The organism is Rubritalea sp. (genome assembly GCF_051252225.1).
Lineage (GTDB): Bacteria > Verrucomicrobiota > Verrucomicrobiia > Verrucomicrobiales > Akkermansiaceae > Rubritalea.
This window is the reverse complement of record NZ_JBPOGE010000001.1, coordinates 20,321-41,382: the sequence shown is the minus strand read 5'-3', so window position 1 is coordinate 41,382 and position 21,062 is coordinate 20,321. Positions and strand designations below refer to the sequence as shown.

Sequence of the window (21,062 nt, the reverse complement as noted above, 5' to 3'; positions counted from 1 at the left end):
AAACCTTATTGTCCTTTCACTTCTTCAGAAAGATCAATGAAAGGCACCATATTGTCCCCTAGAGTCACACGAGGCACAGTACCACTCCACTTCTCAACAGCGCGAAGCTTAATGAGGTCAGGGCTCTCACGTAGAGCTTCACCTTCAATCTTGATTGACTCAGCTCGAGCCTTAGCCTCTGAAACGATCTCATACGCCCTAGCATCAGCGAGCAGGCGACGCTGAAGAGCTTCTTGCTCAGAAGCAGTTTTCTCTGCTTCAGCTTGTGCGATTTTTTGCTGTTGCTCAGTTTTGAAGCGTTCGAACTCAGCCTTTTGTTGCTCAGCCTTCTGCTCTTGACGCTTTTTCTCGTGAACACCCTCAACAATGGTACGAGGAAGATCGACTCGGCGCATCAGCACGTCATCAACTAGGATCCCCTTTGCAATCAACTCTTGCAGACCAACCTTGATCTGCTTCTGCATACTCGTTTGTACTTCATTTTGATAGAAATCTTCAGCACGAATCACACTCTTACCCGCCTCACGCACGAGTGAACGCACCTTTGGAACAAGATGGACTGCCTTGAGCTTATCCGCATCTCCAGTTTCAGTGAATGCTTCAGCAGCATACTCTGGGTTCACTCTCCATTTGACCGTGATATCTACCTCAGTAGAAAGCTGATCCTGAGAAGGCACACCAAGATCACTAAACGTTTCTTCCTGATTACGGCAATCAACTCTATACACCTTCTTTAGAGGATTGATGAGATGGAACCCCTCCCCTAGTTCTTCATTATCTACCTTGCCAAAAAGAGTAGCGACACCGACGTGACCCGACGGAATAGTAGTGAATGGTGCGAAGATCGCGAGAAAGACAACTGCTCCTACTAGGACCAGCATTACTCCGAGTAATTTTCCTGTAGCTTGTGGATTTGACATGTGCGCAGACTGTCTAGACCCAGCTGAATCTGCAATGGTAATACGAGGCTCTTTTTGGAATTACCAAAAAAATTGCCCGTTGGTAAACCAACGGGCAATTGTAAAAAAGATAGTTAAACTAGCAGGTTAGTGGTGGGCACTTGGGCTCACTTCAGCAGCTGCTGCTTGGCGCTTATCATAGGCCGCCTTATTTTCTTCATAAGCTGCTACGCTCATGTCGTTTGACCATGTGGAGAAAGTCTTTTCAGATTCAACCACCATAGTACCTACCATGTCAGCATGGCCTTCACCACAGAGCTGACCACAGACTACGGAAGTCTCGAGTTCCTTGATTGGAGTGAACCACATTGGAATGTCCTTACCTGGGATAGCATCCTGCTGGATACGCATTGGGATGATAGAGAAGTTATGAATCACATCAGTGGAAGTAACCTGAACGATTGCGGGACGGTCTACTGGAAGTTTGAGAGTAGATGCTAAGAAATCATCAAAACCATTCGGATCGTTAGGGTCTATACACGGGTCACCTTGGTAGCTCACAAGATCACGATCGATAAAGCCGAACTTACCGTCGTTGCCAGCATAGTGGTATTTCCACCCGAACTGATAGCCGATAGCACGAACACGCACAGGGTTTTCTTCCATAACCTTGTCGTAACTATCTGTACGTTTCCCCCAGAGAGGAAGAGCAAATCCGAGAAGAAGTACAGCTTCAACAATGATCACGCCGACTTCAAGGTGAGTAGAAACGTGGTTCTTCACACCGTGATATTGAGCTTTCTTGTTTTTTTTCTGGTTGAACTTAAACAAACAAACAAAGAAGAAGATAGTCCAACCGACGAAGAGTGCGATCATGAACCAGTTGATTACGTCCATCAAGTGACCGACTTGGTCACCGTGAGCGGAGTAACTCTTAGGAAGGCCGAGCCAGTCAGAAGGAGAAAAGAGAGAAGCGAGTGTGATGTTGCTGAACATAGTTTTTGTTAGAGCAAGTAGTTAGGGAAATGAATTAGACCTCGGTTGGGTCTTGGTATTGAGTATCGAAATGGATTTTGGAGCGTCGGGAAATACGAAAAATAACAAACCCGAGAGTTCCAAGAATAGGAACCAGAAGTATCAGCATAAAGAGAATCGCATAACCAGCTGCGTTATCTCCAGCATGTTCGAATGCTTGAGCGCAGGTAATACATGCAATGTTTAATGTACTGCTCATAACTGATAATTAGAGGTAAAGCTTCTTAGCCTTCTTAATGAAGAATACGCCGTAAACTGGAGTGATTAGCGAAACTACAAGACAAACCCAACCCACGTTCATCCAGAAAGAAGCGTCCTGTGAGACTCCACCAGTGAATGCCCATCCAGCAAAAAATGCAAAGAAGAGTGTGACAACCGTGATGAATACAATGTGAAATCCTTTGAGAGACATGAGATTGGTTTGTTAAGAATTAGTGAGATGGATTAGCATCACCATAACCTGGTGGCATTAATGCGTCAAAGGTGATAGGATCATAAAATGCGCCCGCGAAGAGTGCTATGAGAGTCGCTGCAAAGAAAAGAGATCCGAAGAAGATCCAGTAAATCCCCTTTTTCTCGTGATTAAGGTGCATGAAAATGAAGCCAACGAAAAACATCTTAGTCAATGCGATCGAAAGACCTAGGAGCATGTCCCAGATATCGAATCCGTGAGCACCAATATCTAGTGCTTCAACAGTTGCAACAAGAACAGTGACTACGGTTCCTACGAAGAGTCCAGCTCCAACAAGTCCGTAAACTTTGAAGTGTGACTTAATTTCTTCAGGTGTATCTGCCATTTTGAGTATAAGTTAAAAGTGAATGATAGAAATTACATAAGGTAGAAGACCGGGAATACGAGGATCCAAACAAGGTCAACAAAGTGCCAGAAGAGGCCGCCGACTTCAACCCGGTTCGCAAGCCAATCAGGATTGCTAAGGTACATTTTGCGGCCAAAGAAGAGGTAGTAACCGAGAACAATGGCACCACCGATAACGTGAAGTCCGTGAAGACCAGTGATCGTGAAGTAGATTGCGTAATAGTTGTTCATCTTTGGTGAGAACATTGAGTCAAAGCGTACTTCTGGACGATCTACGTGAACGTGTTGTGGGAAAGTAGCTTTATGCTCATCTTGCACACCAATGACGTCATAGATCATATGTGGCTTGTGGTCATCTTTAACCTTCGACCAATTTTCCGCTGTGACAGCATCCTTGAGTGGGGAGTCTGCGGCGATCTCGCCAGACTCGACCATCTCTTTGTGAAGCTTGTCGTAACCAACCATCTGCTGCCAAGTAATACGGTAAAGGTCGATTTCAGTAGGTGTACGACCTTCGCCAGTGAGCATATCCTTTTTCTCTTTAAGATGCTCAGCGAGGTAACCACGCCAAACTTTATGTGCTTCCCAAAGTGAGCGGATCTTATCTCCACCTGGACCGTGTAAATGAAGGACTGGTGATTCTTCGATAAGAACATCAGCATCTAGACCTTTGCTTTCAGCTTTCATTACGAGGTGACGGAAATCAATGCCATCAACGTAGTGATAGACAATTGCAGAATCACCCGCTGTTCCACTGATAACCGAACCATCGAGAAGAGAGACGTTGGTGGACTCACCTTCCTCAGAGTTAGAAATGCGTCCCCATCCAGTGTTGAAGGTAAGATCAGCCCCGTTTGCGTCGAACATCATGTTACCATTCGCAAGTAGGAACTCATTATTCTCTTCGGCTTTCTTTACAAGAGCAGTATGAACGTCAGCTACAGTAGATTTAACCTTTGAGTCGTAATCCTTAAGACCTGAAAGTTCAGGGTACTTTCCTGAGCGAACTTCTAGCCACGCATCTTTAAGTAGCTGTGTGCGGAGGTCCTGATTGTGCGTACGAGCATTAATATACTCCGTAGCAGCTGTATCAATAACCTCTTGGGAAAGTGAAGTCCCAACTGGGAAAAGAACCTTTTGAGTGAAGTGACCATCAGAAATCTCACGCACTTGGTATGCTTCTTTTAGAACAGGAGCAGATTCAGTTTGTGAAAGGATGGAAGCAACATAGTTAGGAGCTGCACTCTCAAGCTTGAGATTGATCGTATCTGCTTCAATAGCGTAGACGTTCGGGTGCTCTTTATCGAGGTGCCCTTCGACCCAAGCATAGTCATCAGTCTGAGTACCATGGTGGTGGAACTTGCCATTGTACTCCATGCCTTTGAAGACCATGAAAACAGCAGCACAAACAATAGTGAATGCCATGTTACCTACGAACATGTTCCACTTACGCATTTTAAGACCAGCCCATGCGAACACTACTGTCACGGAAGATGCGATCAGGATGAATGTGTTGATTAGACCTGGTAGCACTGGCAGTGCACGCTCTGGCCATGGGTAATCTGCAAAAACGCGGAGGAAGATGTAGGAGGAGAAGAGGCCACCAAAGAGCATTACCTCTGAGGCAAGAAACAACCAGATCGCGATCTTAGAGTTGTTAAGACCTGTGTCCTTGCGTGGATTGACGATGTAAGGAATTTCCATTTGAAAAATAGTCGTTAGATAGTTTTGAAGTGAGCTTCGTCCTTATTAAGCCTCAGCGCCATCGTTTGATTTAGAAGCCACCTTCTTAGGTTCTTCCCACTGGGTGTAGAAGTCCGTATCATGGTCTGGACGAGAGTACTCGTAAGGTCCGCGGTAAACTGCTACGTCGAATTCGAAATTACCATGTCCTGGAGGCGTAGGTGTTGCCCACTCAAGAGTTGTTGCATCCCAAGGGTTATCAGTAGCTTTCTTACCTGCGAACCAGGATGTGAAGAGGTTAATGATGAATGGAAGCTGAGCCGCTGCGAGTACGAATACCGCAATAGACATAGTGTAGTTAAGATCGATGTTATCACGAACGATCTGACCGAAAACGTTTTCAGAGTCAGCGTCTACGACGTAGGCGTCACCACCATTGTACCAGCGACGGTGGAAACCAGCCATACCCTGCATAAGCATTGGGAAGAACACGAAGTTGATCGCGATCAGTGATGGCCAGAAGTGAAGGTGTCCAAGGAAGGTGTTCATGTGGCGGCCAAACATCTTAGGATACCAGTGATAGATACCAGCGAAGAGACCGAAGAGAATACCAGGTGCTACCACATAGTGGAAGTGACCGATCACGTAATAGGTGTCGTGAAGGTGAAGACCTACCAGGTTGAATGCGAGCGGGAGACCAGTGAGACCACCGATACCGAACATCGGAAGGAAAGCACAGGCCCAGATCATCGGCATCGTGAAGCGGATAGAACCACCCCAGAGTGAAATGATAAGCGAGGTAATCAGAACCACAGACGGTACAGAGATAAGTACTGTAGTGATCTGGAAGAAGGTAGAGATACTAGATCCCATTCCAGTGATGTACATGTGGTGCGCCCATACGATGAAGGAAAGGAAGCCGAGCACCATCACAGCGTAGACCATAGACTTATAGCCCCAAAGTGGTTTACGTGTGTTGACTGGAATAATCTCCGCAACAGCTGCGATGGAAGGAAGGAGCAGTACGTACACCTCTGGGTGACCAAGGAACCAGAACAAGTGCTGGAACAGAAGCGGTGAACCACCACCAGCTTGCTCGATAACACCTGATGCAGATGTGTAGAGGCCAGATGGCTGGAAGAAGGATGAGCCGAAGAAACGGTCAACAACCTGCATGATACCAGCTACTTCGAGTGGTGGGAATGCAAGAAGAAGAAGGAAAGCTGTGACGAGCATAGCCCAAACTAGGAATGGCATACGCATCCAAGTCATACCCTTCGCTCGAAGGTTGATAATGGTAGTGATCACATTGACCGACCCTAACAAGGATGAGGAAATAAGGAACACGAGGCCTAGCAACCACTGTGTCTGACCAGTAAAGAACTGATTAGGATGCTGCGAATCTGCGATTGCAGAAAGTGGTGGGTAGTTTGTCCAACCAGACTTTGCTGTACCAGACTCGAGGAAGAACGAGCCACACATCATCAAGCCACCAACAACATAAATCCAGTAGGACATCATGTTAAGCTTAGGAAATGCCATATCAACAGCGCCCACCTGAAGAGGTGTTACGTAGTTACCAAAAGCACCGAACCCGAGAGGTACAACGCCGAGGAAAACCATGATTGTTCCGTGCATAGCACCAAACATGTTATAAGTTTCACCTGTCACTTTACCGTCGGTAAGCCAGCGGCCTTTCCAGGTATCAGTGAAAACCCAGCTGAGCCACTCCGGAAGTGGTTCATTCGGGAAAGCGATGCTCCAGCGCATCACCATCATAAGGAAGAAACCGAATAGAAGGAATAGTAAGGCGGTCAGGCCATACTGAATACCAATGATCTTATGATCAGTGGAAAAGATATATTTCTGAAGGAAACTCGGGTTGTGGTGATCGTGGTCGTGGTCACTCATAATATTACGTCACTAGTTGTGAAAGGTTGCGTGGGGTCTAGATGAATTACTGGTCTGCGTCAACGACTTCTCCAGTCTTGATGTTTAGCAGAGTCTCAGGGGTGAGAGGCTTCGCTGTGAATTCAGCGCTGAGATGCGTTTCGAGATCTGCAGAACTAAATGGTTTCTTACCGTAGTCTTTCGAAATCGTACGAATCTCTGCGATTTGTTCAGCTGAGAATATTTCACCAACATTATTACCGAAGTTATTCTGAAGGTAATAGGTGAGAGCTGCGATATCGAAGTCACTCCAGCCGTCTGCCATTGGAGGCATCGCGCCGTTGTAGTCATTACCTTTTACTGAGATAGGTCCAGAAACACCGTGAATCATCACGAGCGCAGGGACTTTACCAGAACCAGTCACCCACTCAGAACCTGCGAGCGGAGGATAAACTCCGGCTACACCAGCACCGCCAGTACCGTGACAGGAGGCACAGTTTTTATAGAGAGCTGCACCTCTTTTGAGGTAGGCATCACCTGCAAGTGCCGTTGGGATAGTAGAACCACCTGTTTCAAACTCACCGCGGACATAACCGTCCTTAGTGAAAGTTTCGTAGTCGAAAAGATTCTCGGAAGAAAGGAGTACGGAACCACCGACGACAGCGACGATGAAACCAGCGATCATGATCCAGATAGAAACTGGTTCGAGACCGTTCTCACGGAGTTGTTGTTCACGGGAAGCCGCTGCAGCACTACGCGTCACTTCTTCGTGCGCTTGTGCTACATTTGTGGATTCTTCAAGATCCGGCTTAGTTGGATCTACTGGTGCTTGATCAGTTGACATCTGAATGAGTGCGGTTGGTGAGTTGAAATTGGATTAGCTGCAAGCTCTTTCTAACGCGCAGCTGGATATTCTTTACTTAGCGGATGCTTTTTTCTTAGCGCGAGCGAAGTTGAGTGCGTATGGCACTTCGGAGTCACGCTTGAGATTGAGAAGGTAGGAAGTGAGCGCAAGCGCCTTTGGCTTAGCAATGATTTGCTCGTCACCTGAGGATGCAAGTGCATTTTCATAGCCTTGACCGTACACTGGCACAACTTTGAACATGTGCTGATTGGACGGACAAACTGAATCATCATTGTCGGAACGTGGATTGTAGAGATGAGCGAATACTGCTTTCTCAGTATTGTACTTCTGCTCTGCTTTGAGCTCTTCCACTTTCACTCCGAGCGCAGTAGCGATCTTAGTATTCTCTTCGGCTGCTTGGATCTCCATGCGGCGACCGTAGTTACCGAGGTCAGGACCAATGCGTGTTTCACCAATCCAAGCGAACTCTTCACCAGTGTAATCCCAAAGGAGGGACTCGCGGCGAGTGTCACCGAGGTTAGGATCCTTCTGGATACCGGCTAGATTAGGGCGACCGAGGTCGTTACCTGCGTAGGTCGGACGGGAAAGCTGGCTGTGGCATTGCGCACAACCCTCAGCTCCGTAGATAGCGGAACCATTACCAGTACGACCTGCTTTTACAGGAGCGTAGGAGCCGGTCTTGCCGTCATCCACTTCGTCAAATTGTGGAATCTCGACATTACGCATCGTTGCGTATGGGACAGCTACCATCACGAGCCAAGGAAGCGCGAAGCTGGCTGCGAGGCCGATGAAGAATGTTTTAACAGTCATGATTTCGGGAAGCGTATATTAGATAGAAAAATTGATTAGGCAGTTGGGAGTGATGGCTCTTCGTGCTCAAGAAGTGTTGGGTGACTGCTGCGGCGACCAAGTCGTAGCCACATGAGAAGAAGGTGAAAACAGAAGAATACGTTTGCGAGAGCTACAAAGCCCCACCCTATTGTCACGCCTACTGCGTATGGGAACACACGGGCCTGAGCTGATGCATCTGGCACTGTGAGTTCTTCGAGACTGTAACCGTGCATGAACGCACCTAGGATACAGCAGAACAGAGCAATGAACACCACACCGTAGAGTGATAACCAGAAGTGTTGGCGAATAAGCCCACCAGAAATCCACTCACGGTTAGTCACACGTGGTACGATGAAGTAGATTGCACCGAACATGCTCATTGAGTAGAATCCGTAGAGACCTAGCACCTCGTAACCGTAGGTGCCACCAAATGCGAACTGAGTAAACTTAAGAGCACCAGGAAGAGCGAGTAGGCCACCCGTTACTGTCGTGACGAGAAGACCAATCACACCAGCGATCGTAAAACGAAGTGATGGTGAATGCGCAACCGTTCCGGACTTACCAGATGTTGTCTTAAGAATATTCACGGCAACACAGAGTGCTGGGATGATGATAAGTACTGCCGCGCCAGCTCCAAAAAACTGAAGGAATGCTGGAAGTGGTGAGCCCATTACCTTCTGCATTCCAGCCCAAGGACCAATAATCGCAAGGCCCCAGAACCCAAGAAGCGCTAGCTTATAAGAATACACTGGGCGACCAGTCACCTTAGGAGTGATGTAGTAGGCTGCTGCAATAGCAACCGGCGTGAAGAACAGGAAGAAGAGAGCCGAGCGGAACCAAGAGTTGATCCCAGCTGCCATTACTCCATTGCCTTCAGCGGCGAAGACATCGATAAAGAAGTAACCAGAAAGCATTACCCATGGGAACCAGAAGAGTGCCGCGAGAAGGTACCACTGAGAAACGTAGACGTGACCACCACGGCGAACGCGGAATGAAATCACAGACCAAATGCCGATACCGAAGTAACATGCTACGAGTACTGGGAACACCCAGTTAGGGAAATACATCCACGGCTTACCTGTGCCCTGGCCAAGGAGGATTCCTAGAAGGCCAGCAGAAACCACCACATTCCAAACGTGGCCCACTGCTAGAATGATACCCGCTTTTTTTGACTCTTGGCGGGAAAGACGCGCCATCAACCAGATGATTACACCAAATGCGGATTGAGCTCCCCATCCATAGATAAATGCTGCCATATGCGCGTTCATTACGCGGCCTGCATTGAGAAGTGAACACTCACCAAGGAACCCTGGTGCGTAGTATTTTGCGGAAGCGACCACCCCGAGGATGAGCGCAACAGCCAGCCAGGCTGCACCACTAGTGAAGAAGAACATCACTGGGTGACGGAGAGAGCGGTCAATTTGCGCTCTTAGCTTTTTGTCTTCTACTAGCTGGCTTGTGATTTCTGATGCCATAGATCTGTTTCTTTAGAAATTATTGTTTAGCTGGAGTTTCCTCTGCACCCTGATCGGCTGCAGTCGGCTCTTCTTGAGTAGCTGGAACTTCAGCTGCTTCGGTTTGTGCTGGAGCTTCCTCAGCTGCAGGCTCTTGACCGAATGTGCGATTGTGTTTCATCTCGGATGGTTTTGGACCATCGAGAAGACCCATTTGTTTACCAAGACCGAATACGTCTTTAGGCTCTACTTGAACTTTGCTGTCACCTACTTCTTTATAAGTATTAAGATCAGCAGCCTGCTCAGCATCGACTTTACGCTTAGTATCAATGCGTGGTTTTGCTAGCTCGGATTCGTAATCCACAACATCGTCGGCGACGAAGTTCTTAACAACTACTGCCGAGAGCGCGAACGCCGCGAAGAGTGCTAGTCCCCACCAAAAGGTGTTGAAGCGGCGCAGTGGTGTGTCTCTAAGATTAGGTTCCATGAATGAATTTCAGTTAAATGGGAATTGAGTCGGGATTAGTTGTGAAGATTTGCAGACTCGAGAATACGTGGGTCGCGGTTCGGGTAGGTGTTTGCACTACCTAGGTTGCGAAGGAAGATAAAGGTGAAAAATGCACCAACTGTAATGAATGCTACGGCGTCTCCAAGATATGCTGCATATGGAGCAGTGAGAAGAATCTCACCTTCATGTCCAGCAAACTTACCCATAACGGAAAGTGAAGGGCCACGCTCAGGGATCACTGCGATGTAGAGATCGAGAATGTGCATTACTAGAAGGTAAATACAGATTGGCACAACGAACTTCACAGTCTTCTTCATGTAGTGTGGAAGAAGAAGTACGAAAGGCAGCGCGAAGTGCAGGAACACGAGAAGTGTGCTCCAGAGGTTCCAGTTAGTTGAGCCGTCTGAAGAGTTACGTAGAAGGAAGTAACAAGTCTCTTCGGTTATGTTTGCATACCAGATTAGCATGAACTGGGAGAAGGATACGTATGCCCAGAAGATCACGAAGGCATGCATTAGCTTACCCATGATGTGGTAGTGCTCTTTTGAAGTCACCGTCAAGAGATAGCCTTTGGAGCGCAACCATGTGAGCACTAGGATGAGGACAGCCATTGAGTTGAGCGCACAACCAGCGAAGAACCAGACACCATACATTGTGGAGAACCACTTGTAGTCTAAGCCCATCACGAAGTCGAAAGCGATGAAGGTCGCAATAACTGCGAAGAATGGCATCACTGCACAAGATAACTTACGTGCTAAGATGAGGCGTCGTGTCGTTGGATTCGGATCAGTATCTTGATCGATAGAGATCTTACGAAGCCCCCAGATACCTGCACCGAGGATCACGAAGAAGCATACCACACGGATGAGCCAATTCTCGATAGTCATGTACCAATGCTTATTTGCAAGAAGATGGTCGTGTGGATCGTGTGTTGAATGAAGTTGGTCGATTGATGGAGACTTGTAACCATTACCAGGTGCGTGTGGGTCAACATCGCTAGCTGCAGGAGCTGCACCACCGTGCTCAGCACCATGTGCGTCATGAGACACTTCAGGAACTGTCTGAACGACTTCGCGGTGACGGTTCATCCACTCGTAAAGGTCATCTTGTACAGATGGAACCATAAGTGGGATGGCGATCACAGCCATGAATGGGAACACAAAACCGAGGTTCTCCATGATACGGCGGATACTCACACCCCAACCAGAGTTGGTCACGTGGTGAAGAGTGGTCCAGAAGACTCCACCCAGAGTAAGTGTGATGAAGAAGATGAAGGCAAAGAGCCATGAGTAAGCATAGCCTGCTCCCCACGTATCGTTCGTGAAGAGATAAAAGCTTAATGCGGCTCCAACAACAAAGACGATGAGTGAAACCATCTTAAGAAGACCGAGGTCTTTCTTAGCGATTTTTTCGCCGTTTGCTGGGATGTCCTGTGATGTGACGTGATGTGCCATGGGACTAGTAAGTGTTAGGAAATGATAGAGTTAGATGAAAATTACTTAGCTTGTGCAGCGATGCCTGCATCGAAAGCTTCTTTTACTTGGTCGAGAGGAACCTCGCGGGAATACTTCAACGCTTGAAGGTAGGCAACTATGGCCCAACGATCTTTCACGTCGACTTGATAACCGAATGCGGACATACCACCGCGGCCGTTGACTATGATGTCGTAGATAGCACCGTCTGGAAGCACTGAAGTCTGGAGGTTAGCAACACCAGGGATGCCGTAGCCAGCTACCACGCCCTTACCGTTTCCGGAAATACCGTGGCATGCGGAGCAGTTTGCATTGAAGGCAGTCTGACCACGCTTAATAAACGCTGGTAGGCTCTCTTCAGTAAGACCAAGCTCCTTCACTGGCAGACCATTACCGAACACATCTTCGTTGAGAAGACCAGTGTGGTAGTAGTCATTGTTATTAGTGAATGACTTGCTGGATGAATCAGCAAGATCAGCTGGTTCATAACCCTGTGGAAGAGTTTCAGCCACTGGCTGACGTGCTCCCAAGCCGTCCTTGAAGAAATCTGAACCCTCTTGAGGGTCGATACGATCCTGTTCATCCATATCTGGGAACAAGCGGAATGGTGTGTGTGTGAATTTTTCGCCTCGGAAACCACCGACGCTGATCACAAGAACAGCGAGAAGAGCGTAAACAATAAAGAAATAGCGCATGAGTCTAAATAGGTAAAATGGTTTAGTCTTCTTCCTCGACGAGTTCGATGTTTGAGCCCCCTGCTTCTTCAAGCAGAGCCTTTGTTTCTTCAGCTGAGAAGCTCGGGTCGCGAGCTTCAATAGCGATGAAGAAGCCATCGTCAGTCACACGGTGGAACTGGCGGCTAGCAAAAAGCGGGTGATTTAGTCGTGGAAGACCCATGAGACCGAGCACACAGAACAACACAGTAAAACCTGAGAAGAGAATAGTGAGCTCGAACATGATCGGGAAGAATGCCGCAGTGGTGAAAATGTTCGCCGGCTTAGACTGAACTACGGTTGGGTAGATCAGAACCTGAGTAATGAAAGCCAGACTGAAACCGGTAAGTAGACCGGTAGATCCACCAAAGAAGACGAAGTATGGAAGAATGGAACGACGTACGCCCATTGCATCATCCAGTCCGTGAATAGGATAAGAGGAATAGCAATCCCACTTTTTGAATCCTGCATCACGCACCTTCTCTGCACCTTTATAGAGTGCTGATGCGCTTTCGAATTCGGCAAGGTAGCCGTAGACGCGTTTTACTGATGTGCTCACTGTTCTGTGATTAGGTAAATGTTAAAGGATGGTGTTAGCTGGATTAGCACTCAACGTTAGGATTCTTGTTGATCTCGTATTGGTAAGCGGGCTCGCTTGCAATACCTTTATCAGGATGAGCCTTCTTATCATCGAAATGAGCGTCAGCTTCAAGGAGTGTCCATTTCACTTCAGCAATGTTGATACATGGAAGGAAACGAAGGAAAAGAAGGAAGAGTGTAAGGAACATGCCGATAGTACCGACAAATGTCATAACATCCACTGGGCTCGCCTCGTAGTACTTCCAGTCACCTGGGAGCCACATACGTGGAAGCGTGGTAACGATGATTACGAAACGCTCAAACCACATGCCGATGTTCACGAGCATACAAGTACCCATAACGATCCAGAGATTCTCACGACATTTCTTAAACCAGAAGATCTGTGGTGCTATCACGTTACAGAACATCATGGTTACGTATGCCCACCAGTATGGCCCGACGATACGAATCTTGAAGGCTTCCATTTCATACTTAGCACCGGAGTAGTAAGCAACGAAGAGCTCCATGATGTAGGCGTAACCAACGATGGTTCCTGTCGCGAGGACGATCTTACACATGTTTTCAATGTGCTTCATGGTGATCACATCGTGCAGTCCGTAGATAGAACGCGCTGGGATCATGATGGTCATCACCATTGCGAATCCACCGAAGATCGCACCTGCCACGAAGTATGGAGGGAAGATAGTCGTGTGCCAACCCGGGACAGTAGATGTCGCGAAGTCAAAGGAAACGATGGAGTGAACGGAAAGAACGAGCGGTGTAGAGAGCGCTGCAAGAAGAAGATACATCATCTCGTAGTGGCTCCACTGACGGTTTCCACCGCGCCAACCGAGCGAGAACACGCCGTAAAGGAACTTACGGATGCCTGGTTTTGCGCGATCGCGGATAGTTGCAAGGTCAGGGACCATGCCCATGTACCAGAAGATCAAGGAAATCGTGAAGTATGTAGATACCGCAAATACGTCCCAAAGAAGTGGTGATTTAAAGTTCTGCCAGATCGCATTCGCATTTGGAATAGGAGCTAGGAACCAAGCCATCCATACACGACCAACGTGGAACGCAGGGAAAATACCCGCACAGCAAACCGCGAAAATCGTCATCGCTTCCGCCGCTCGGTTAATCGAGGTTCGCCAATTCTGACGCGTCAGGAAGAGAATCGCTGAAATCAAAGTACCAGCGTGACCAATACCAATCCAGAAAACGAAGTTAACAATAGGCCAACCCCACATTGTGCGGTTCGTATTACCCCATACACCAACACCAGTGGATACGAGATAGGTAAGACCACCGCCTACACCAATGAGTGCTATAAGTGCACATGGGATGAAGAGTATCCACCAAAGAAGTGGTTGCGGTTTCTCCACGATACCGGCGATACGGTCGGTAATCCATCCGTAGGAGCGGTTGTTAAGGATAAGTTTTTCACGCTCCAGTACGGGTAGCTTGAAGTTCTTATCTTCAGTGTTTGCGGGTGCTGAATCAGCCATGATAGGTGTTCTTAATTAGATTTGGTAGAGTAATTCGTTCGCTCAGATTAGTGCATGTGGACAGTGGCTTTACCGACTGTCTTTGCTCCAGGCATTAACGTGTTAGGATTCTTCACACGTGCTAGGTAAGAAGTACGTGGGCGAGTTCCGATGTAGTTGAGAAGGTCGTATGCGCGATCATTGAGGACCTCGTTGTTCGAACTCTTGATGCGGCGAATCGTAGACTTAGGATCGAGAAGGTTACCGAAGACAATCGCTCCAGCACCACAAGCATCCTGACATGCTACACGCACACCATCAGTCTTAGGCATAAGATCCTTAGCGGTGATCGTCGCTTCTGTAGAACCGCCAGCCACGCCAACAGCTTCTTTCTTAGCAAGACGCTTAGCATCGATCTTAGCGGACTGAAGACGCTGCACACAGTATGTACATTTCTCCATCACACCACGCATACGAACAGAAACGTTCGGGTTGCGCTGAAGTGACTTCGCATCGCCTACCTGAGTCTCACCTAATGGACCTTTATAAAGGTTTTTGTGGATGAGCGGGTTGCGCTTATTGTAGTCAAAGAAGTTAAAGCGACGCGCTTTGTATGGACAGTTGTTCGCGCAGTAACGTGTACCGATACAGCGGTTGTATGCCATTGCGTTTAGGCCATCTTCAGTATGAACAGTAGCATTTACTGGGCAAACGGTCTCACATGGAGCGGACTCACACTGCACACAAGCAACTGGCTGAGGGATCATCTCTGGAGATTTCTCCCAAGCATCAGTACCTTCAGCATAGGTATCAGGCGCAGCGAAGTAGCGGTCCATACGGATCCAGTGCATTTCGCGACCCATTGCCACCTGAGTCTTGCCGACTACAGGGATGTTGTTCTCAGCCTGACATGCCACGAGGCATGCATTACAGCCGTTACAGACATTGAGGTCGATTGTCATCGCCCACTGCTGGGACTTATCAGAAAGAAGTGGTTTACCCTCGCGGTCGTCTGGCTTGTAAAGGCTCATGTTCATTGGAGCATGGGAATCCATGCCCTGCTTCTGAACGCCTTTAAGCTGAGCTGCGTAATCTTTGTGATACTTCTCATCTTCCGCAGTTGAGATCTCACGAGCAAGTGCACGTCCATACATGGCGTGATGCTCTTGTGTGCGCGCCATCTTGTATGTTGTACCATTTTCAGCACGAGCGATTGTAGCGCCCTGTGTGAAGTAGTCAGACTCACCACGTAGTGGGTAAGCATTGAAACCTGTATTGAGGCCGACAACAGAAACGTTGTTCTTGCCTGCTTGAGAGTATTCGATACCGCCGTTTTTGAACTCGCTTGCGAAGTTTTCATCGTAGCCTTGGCCGTAACCGAGGGAGACAGAAATCACGTTTTGAGCCATACCGAAGCCAATGATTACAGGAGCTTCGAGAGTCTTGCCATTGATCGTAATCTTAGCAATTGGAGAGAAAAGGCTTGGACCTTCACCATATTCAGACACGTCAGTCTTCTTGATCATTGTATCTTTCTCGATACCAAGAGCAGCCCACCAAGCGGCCCCTTCTTGCTCAAGCTTTACTAGCTCGTCATAGATACCGAGATCTTTTGCCGTTTCAGGCGCTAGGTAGATTGCGTTATCCCAACAAACCTTAGAGATCGGATCTGGAGCTTCCTGGAGCCATGCGTTGTCAAGGTAACGACCATCAAACACTGAACCGTCAGTCGTATAAACGATATCAAGCTTCTTCGCATTTGGTTCTGGCTGAGCCTTAAGAGTTGGTACTGCAGGAGCTGTAGCACGAGCTTTCTTATATGCTGACTTGAAGAAACCTTCACGAAGAAGCTTCATCCAAGCTGCCTGAGTTGCTTTCGCTCCAGACGTTTTAGCGACACCAGTTTCGAAAGTCTTGCGTACAGCTTTGTACGCAGGTGAAGTTTCAGATCCGTTAGAATCATGAAGCTTGCCGTCGAGAATAGCAGAAAGAAGTTCCAGCTCAGAAACCCCGCCGTATAACGGAAGAATCATTGGCTGAACGATAGTGTACACACCGCTTGATGTGTAAGAGTCGTTCCAGCTCTCAAGGTAGTGAGCTGCAGGAATGTGAAGGTCAGCAGCATTTGCTGTCGCATCAAGACGAAGACCGAGTTGCACAGTCTTTACTTTCTTAAGCGCAGCTGCGATTGACTCATTTTCATATACTGGGTTCGCAGGAGTAAGAAGAACCACTGTGTCGAGCTGACCGCCATCGATGTCTGCGAGAAGTTGCTTCACAGAACCAAGACCAGCCTTCTTTGTTTTAACAGGATTGAGAGTCTTCCCGAAAGATCCAAGCTTTTGGTTAATGAGGTGAGTGAGATCGTGGAGATCCTTATCGTAACGAGAACCCAGAAGCACTACAGCTTCACCACGGTGCTTGAGGAGATCCTTCGCACACTCGTTGATCCACTTCGCTTTTACACCAGTAAATCCACCACCTGGTACAGTCACTGCCACACCGAGTGCTTTAGCGAGCTGGGCGAGGAAGCGGCCCACTTGAGATGGTGCCACTGGAGCGCGGTGATCAGCCATACCACCCGTAAGTGAATATGTCGGCTCAGCGATATAGAGACGGTTAAGGTTCTTCTGATTCTTCAGTGCGTCCTTATCGTAATTACGACCATTCACATGGCGGCGATCGTAGTAACCTTTTATAGGACCTTGCTTATCGAGCTCGAGGAAATCGGAATCGATAGAAAGAATGCAGGAAGCTTTTGAATAATCAGCAACAACATCAGCGCCTGGGCCGAAGATTGCTTCGTTAGACTCTTTACGACCAGCACCTGAAAGTGCTTCGTAACTATAGAATTTAGCACCTGAAAGTTTAGCTCCGAGCTGCTTGCGAAGACTCGTGCGAGTAGCTGAATCATCTTCACCGAAAACAAAACCAACTTTACCAGACTGAGTAAGCTCAGCGAGCTCCTTCACTGCGGCATCACGAGAAACTTTATTACCTTTATTAAGGAAATCGCGGGAACGTGCTGGATTGTAGAGATCGAGTACCGAAGCCTGATTGAAAGCACTATGACCATCGTTATCAGGGTGAATACGGTTAGGCTCGAGCTTCGTAGGACGACCTTGGTAGTTCGTCACCACTGCTGGCACTGCACCACCTGCTGTAGGGATAGAAGAAGCGTAATAAAGTGGCTTACCAGGAATCACCCACTCAGGAGCGTTTACGTAAGGAACGATAAGCTCTTCTGGTCGACGACATGCAGCGAGACCGAAACCGGCGAGAGCTGTTGAAGCCCCCATCACTTTAAGGAAATCACGACGTGTAGACTCACGGTCAACTTCGTCGATCATCGTTTCAGCTGCACGTGGAAATTCACGCTCTAACCACTGACGGAGCCCAGAAGTATCTTCGAGTTCACCAGCGCTGCGCCACACTTTGGTCGTGGGCTCATCAGCAGGAATTTCAGGATGTTGCCATTTGCGTTTGCTCATATTAGGCAGAAAGGTTGGTAGTTAGATGGTGGAAATTAACGGTGACAAGTTGAGCAGCTCTCTTTCGGCTGAACGTCCCAGTGGTTCTTAAGGAAAGTACCCACTTCTTTTTGAACTTCTTCTTCAGATGCAGTAGCGTCGTACTCTTCGCCAAACACTGCGCTCTGGAACTCAGGATGAGTTTCTACATAGTTCTTTGCTGTGTACTGGAGATTGAATACTTCTTCGAGCGGGCGAAGATGCTCTTCAGGGCTGCGGTGACAGTCGAGACAGAAACCCATGCTGTGATCCTTTGCTTGATATACCGTGCGCATCTCATCCACGTTACCGTGACAGCTCACACAGGAAACACCGCGATTAAGGTGAGCGGAGTGATCAAAGAAAACGTAATCAGGTGACTTGTGAACGCGAACCCACTTCACAGGCTGACCTGTGTAGCCTTCATAAGACTTATCAATCGCAGCACGAAGCGGAGTAAGCTTCTCAGAATCAGTCTTCACATGTTGGTGACAAGTCCAGCAGCGATCAGCTGTCGGCACATTCGCGTGACCTGATTCTTCAACAAATGAGTGACAGAATCGGCAATCAAGACCGAGCTGTTTCACATGAAGCTCATGATCATAAGGAATCGGCTGATCCGGCATATACCCCACGCGCTGAGTCTTAGGCGTAGCGTAGTATGTGAATGCGGCGACGATACCAAGAGCGAGTGATCCTACACAGATCGCGATCTTGAGAGGTAGTAAGTTGGTCCAGCGAGGAAAAATGTTAGCCATGACGTGTCGGTGCTTGTATGTGCTTGTGAAATTTTTCACAAGGCTTTTTTGAGAACTATTTTGGCGGCGCGAGTATCAACATGAAACCTCATCTGGCAACCCGAAAAACCGGCATAAAATATATTTTTTCTAAATCGCTCATTCTCTGCCTAGCAAAATGCTAAATATGCGTAGTCTTGGATTTTTAATTAGTTAACTTATCTTAGATACCCACTATATAATAAATAGTCCAAGGTCACTGACCTGTGACCTACTCGCATGACTATAGCGCCAAGCTCTAACTCACTTTATTCACTAATTCCTTTCCATCGGAAAACGCTCGAAGGTTCTCCAGGGTTGTATCCAGGATTCCTTCTAGCGCTTCTCTCGTGAAGAAACCTTGGTGCCCAGTGATCAGAACATTTGGAAAAGTCATCAGACGCATTAGCACATCATCCTGAATAATCCCTGAGGATTGATCATTAAAGAAGTAATCCTTTTCTTCTTCGTACACATCCATAGCTAAATAACCTAGCTGGCCAGACTTGAGAGCCTCGATCGCAGCCTTCGCATCAACCAACGCCCCACGTCCGGTATTAATAAGCGTAAAACCCTTCTTTGACTTCGCGAGGGTCTCCGCATTGTAAAGATGTTGAGTCTCCTTCATCAAAGGACAGTGTAAACTTACGACATCTGACTCAGCAAATAGAGTCTCCTTGTCCACCAAGCGATAGAGTTTTGCCTCTTCGGAGGGATAGGGGTCATAGACAATAACCTCGCATCCGAAACCTTTCATAATGCGTGCAAATATTAACCCTATCTTCCCCGTCCCAAAAACACCCACCGTCTTTCCTACAAGATCGAAGCCAAGCAAGCCATTTAGCTCAAAATTCCCCTCACGCACGCGGTTATACGCACGGTGCGTTTTCCTGTTCAACGTGAGCAACATTGCCACGGCGTGTTCCGCCACCGCATTCGGCGAGTAGGCCGGAACCCTAGCGACCTCAATACCTAGCGCATCCGCCGCTTCTATATCAACATTATTGAAGCCTGCGCAACGCAGCACGACAATACGCACTCCCCCCTTGTGGAGCGCCTCTAACACGACACGGTTTAGCTCATCGTTCACAAAGACACAGACGGCATCATACCCATGAGCCAGTGCCGCAGTTTCCTCGCGCAGGTGATTCTTTAAAAATAAAAAATTAAACTCATCAGAGTGCGTACCAAACAACTCCTGATCGTACTCCTTAGCCGAATAAAATGCCACCTTCATAACAGCTCCTAATAAACAGATTTCGCGCCAACCATCGAGCCTAATCCTCTAGGTTTCATAAATCCCCCAACAACCACCAAGACCCAAAATCCTTCCATACTCCTAGAAATGTCATTCAAGCACCAATCAAAATCAACGCACCGTTAGCAACAATCTTCTAAACAGGCATATAAGACCGTCCATCAGCAAAACCGCCGGTCACAATGCTAAGCCCTATTCCACATGATGCAGTCTCTCTAGCAGACTACCAAAGGCTCTCTAACCAGATCCTCGACTCATCTTCACTTGCCTACCTTAACGGAGGTGCTGCAGATCAGCACACCCTCACAGCTAACAGCAAAGCATGGTCATCCGCACAGCTTTGGCCGCGTGTCCTTAGTGACAAGCACGCGACTGATACCAAGGTAACACTATTTGGTAATCAATATGAAAGCCCAGTCCTGATAGCCCCCACAGCATATCACAAACTTTTCCACCCTGAGGGCGAACTAGCCACAGCCGCTGCAGCCGCTGCGCTGAATATTCCCTTCATCGTAAGCACCCAAGCGAGCTCGGGCATCGAAGAAATCGCAGCTTGCGCCCCCGGAGCTCCCCAGTGGTTCCAGCTTTACATCCAACACGATCGCGAGTTCACAGCTCGTCTCGTTGAGCGAGCCACCTCTGCCAACTACCAAGCTATCGTACTCACTGTAGACGCGCCGATTAATGGCATTCGCAATGCAGAGCAACGAGCTGGCTTCAAACTGCCTCAAGGCGTCGAAGCTATTAATCTTCGCGGAATGCGTACTCCCCCAGCGCCATGTTCAGCCCTCGATCCACATTTTACAGCAGGGCTCCCTAGCTGGAAAGACATCGCTTGGCTCAAGTCGCTAACGCATTTGCCTATCATTTTAAAAGGGATTCTTCACCCACTCGATGCGCAACTCGCCATCGATCACGGCGCCGACGCCATCATCGTATCAAACCACGGTGGACGAACTCTCGACCAAGTGCCTTCGACACAGAACGCCCTTCCGCACATTGCGAAACAAGTCAATGGCCAACTTCCCATCCTAGTAGACGGAGGCATCCGCCGCGGTACCGACGTCCTCCACGCGCTCGCGCTCGGCGCTGACGCAGTATTGATAGGCCGCCCCATTATCCACGGTCTCAGTGTTGCTGGCGCCACTGGAGTCGCACACGTCCTCAAACTTATTCAGCACGAACTAGAAGTTGCCATGCTCCTTGGCGCCTGCACTCGACTAGCAGACGCAAAACATCTCTTCCCCGAAGAATTCTCCCAACCATTCAACTAACTACATACACAA

19 protein-coding genes are annotated in these 21,062 nt (G+C 48.2%); 1 reads left to right on the top strand and 18 read right to left on the bottom strand.

Annotated elements, in window-relative coordinates; genetic code table 11:
* Positions 1-5: 5 nt before the first annotated feature.
* From ACSHX2_RS00185 to ACSHX2_RS00100, 18 genes are all read right to left on the bottom strand, one after another.
* A complete protein-coding gene (locus ACSHX2_RS00185) occupies positions 6-920 on the bottom strand; it encodes an SPFH domain-containing protein (RefSeq protein WP_435689398.1) in 915 nt (304 codons plus the stop codon).
* 126 nt (positions 921-1,046) lie between these two features.
* Positions 1,047-1,895 carry a cytochrome c oxidase subunit II gene (locus ACSHX2_RS00180; RefSeq protein ID WP_435689396.1) on the bottom strand — a complete coding sequence of 283 codons (849 nt, stop codon included), beginning with the start codon at positions 1,893-1,895 and terminating at the stop codon, positions 1,047-1,049.
* Between the two features lie 34 nt (positions 1,896-1,929).
* On the bottom strand, positions 1,930-2,133 hold the full coding sequence (locus ACSHX2_RS00175) for a hypothetical protein (protein WP_435689394.1): 204 nt from the start codon (positions 2,131-2,133) through the stop codon (positions 1,930-1,932).
* A gap of 9 nt (positions 2,134-2,142) precedes the next feature.
* Entirely contained in the window at positions 2,143-2,346 is a 204-nt protein-coding gene (locus ACSHX2_RS00170) for a hypothetical protein (RefSeq protein WP_435689392.1), read from the bottom strand.
* Between the two features lie 19 nt (positions 2,347-2,365).
* Positions 2,366-2,731: a cytochrome C oxidase subunit IV family protein gene (locus tag ACSHX2_RS00165; protein WP_435689390.1), complete on the bottom strand. Its 366-nt coding sequence runs from the start codon at positions 2,729-2,731 to the stop codon at positions 2,366-2,368.
* Between the two features lie 32 nt (positions 2,732-2,763).
* Complete coding sequence (locus ACSHX2_RS00160) at positions 2,764-4,455, bottom strand: cytochrome c oxidase subunit 3 (RefSeq protein ID WP_435689388.1); 1,692 nt, start codon at positions 4,453-4,455, stop codon at positions 2,764-2,766.
* 45 nt (positions 4,456-4,500) lie between these two features.
* A complete protein-coding gene (locus ACSHX2_RS00155; RefSeq protein ID WP_435689386.1) occupies positions 4,501-6,345 on the bottom strand; it encodes a cytochrome c oxidase subunit I in 1,845 nt (614 codons plus the stop codon).
* Between the two features lie 46 nt (positions 6,346-6,391).
* Positions 6,392-7,168, bottom strand: coding sequence for a c-type cytochrome (locus tag ACSHX2_RS00150; protein WP_435689384.1), 777 nt, complete (start codon positions 7,166-7,168; stop codon positions 6,392-6,394).
* Positions 7,169-7,240: 72 nt separating this feature from the next.
* On the bottom strand, positions 7,241-7,999 hold the full coding sequence (locus tag ACSHX2_RS00145) for a hypothetical protein (RefSeq protein ID WP_435689382.1): 759 nt from the start codon (positions 7,997-7,999) through the stop codon (positions 7,241-7,243).
* Positions 8,000-8,034: 35 nt separating this feature from the next.
* Positions 8,035-9,495, bottom strand: a complete 1,461-nt coding sequence (locus tag ACSHX2_RS00140; protein WP_435689380.1) for a cbb3-type cytochrome c oxidase subunit I — start codon at positions 9,493-9,495, stop codon at positions 8,035-8,037.
* Positions 9,496-9,514: 19 nt separating this feature from the next.
* A complete protein-coding gene (locus ACSHX2_RS00135; protein ID WP_435689378.1) occupies positions 9,515-9,961 on the bottom strand; it encodes a hypothetical protein in 447 nt (148 codons plus the stop codon).
* A 35-nt stretch (positions 9,962-9,996) separates the two neighbouring features.
* Positions 9,997-11,436, bottom strand: coding sequence for a hypothetical protein (locus ACSHX2_RS00130; RefSeq protein WP_435689376.1), 1,440 nt, complete (start codon positions 11,434-11,436; stop codon positions 9,997-9,999).
* Positions 11,437-11,477: 41 nt separating this feature from the next.
* Positions 11,478-12,149, bottom strand: coding sequence for a c-type cytochrome (locus ACSHX2_RS00125; protein WP_435689374.1), 672 nt, complete (start codon positions 12,147-12,149; stop codon positions 11,478-11,480).
* Positions 12,150-12,171: 22 nt separating this feature from the next.
* Entirely contained in the window at positions 12,172-12,726 is a 555-nt protein-coding gene (locus ACSHX2_RS00120) for a DUF3341 domain-containing protein (RefSeq protein ID WP_435689372.1), read from the bottom strand.
* A 43-nt stretch (positions 12,727-12,769) separates the two neighbouring features.
* On the bottom strand, positions 12,770-14,254 hold the full coding sequence (gene nrfD, locus ACSHX2_RS00115; RefSeq protein WP_435689370.1) for an NrfD/PsrC family molybdoenzyme membrane anchor subunit: 1,485 nt from the start codon (positions 14,252-14,254) through the stop codon (positions 12,770-12,772).
* Positions 14,255-14,301: 47 nt separating this feature from the next.
* Positions 14,302-17,724: a TAT-variant-translocated molybdopterin oxidoreductase gene (locus ACSHX2_RS00110; RefSeq protein ID WP_435689368.1), complete on the bottom strand. Its 3,423-nt coding sequence runs from the start codon at positions 17,722-17,724 to the stop codon at positions 14,302-14,304.
* A gap of 35 nt (positions 17,725-17,759) precedes the next feature.
* On the bottom strand, positions 17,760-18,500 hold the full coding sequence (locus ACSHX2_RS00105) for a cytochrome c3 family protein (protein ID WP_435689366.1): 741 nt from the start codon (positions 18,498-18,500) through the stop codon (positions 17,760-17,762).
* 277 nt (positions 18,501-18,777) lie between these two features.
* Positions 18,778-19,755 carry a 2-hydroxyacid dehydrogenase gene (locus ACSHX2_RS00100; RefSeq protein ID WP_435689364.1) on the bottom strand — a complete coding sequence of 326 codons (978 nt, stop codon included), beginning with the start codon at positions 19,753-19,755 and terminating at the stop codon, positions 18,778-18,780.
* Between the two features lie 203 nt (positions 19,756-19,958).
* Between ACSHX2_RS00100 and ACSHX2_RS00095 the strand changes: the two genes are divergently transcribed.
* Positions 19,959-21,050, top strand: a complete 1,092-nt coding sequence (locus tag ACSHX2_RS00095; protein WP_435689362.1) for an alpha-hydroxy acid oxidase — start codon at positions 19,959-19,961, stop codon at positions 21,048-21,050.
* The last annotated feature ends 12 nt before the right edge of the window (positions 21,051-21,062 follow it).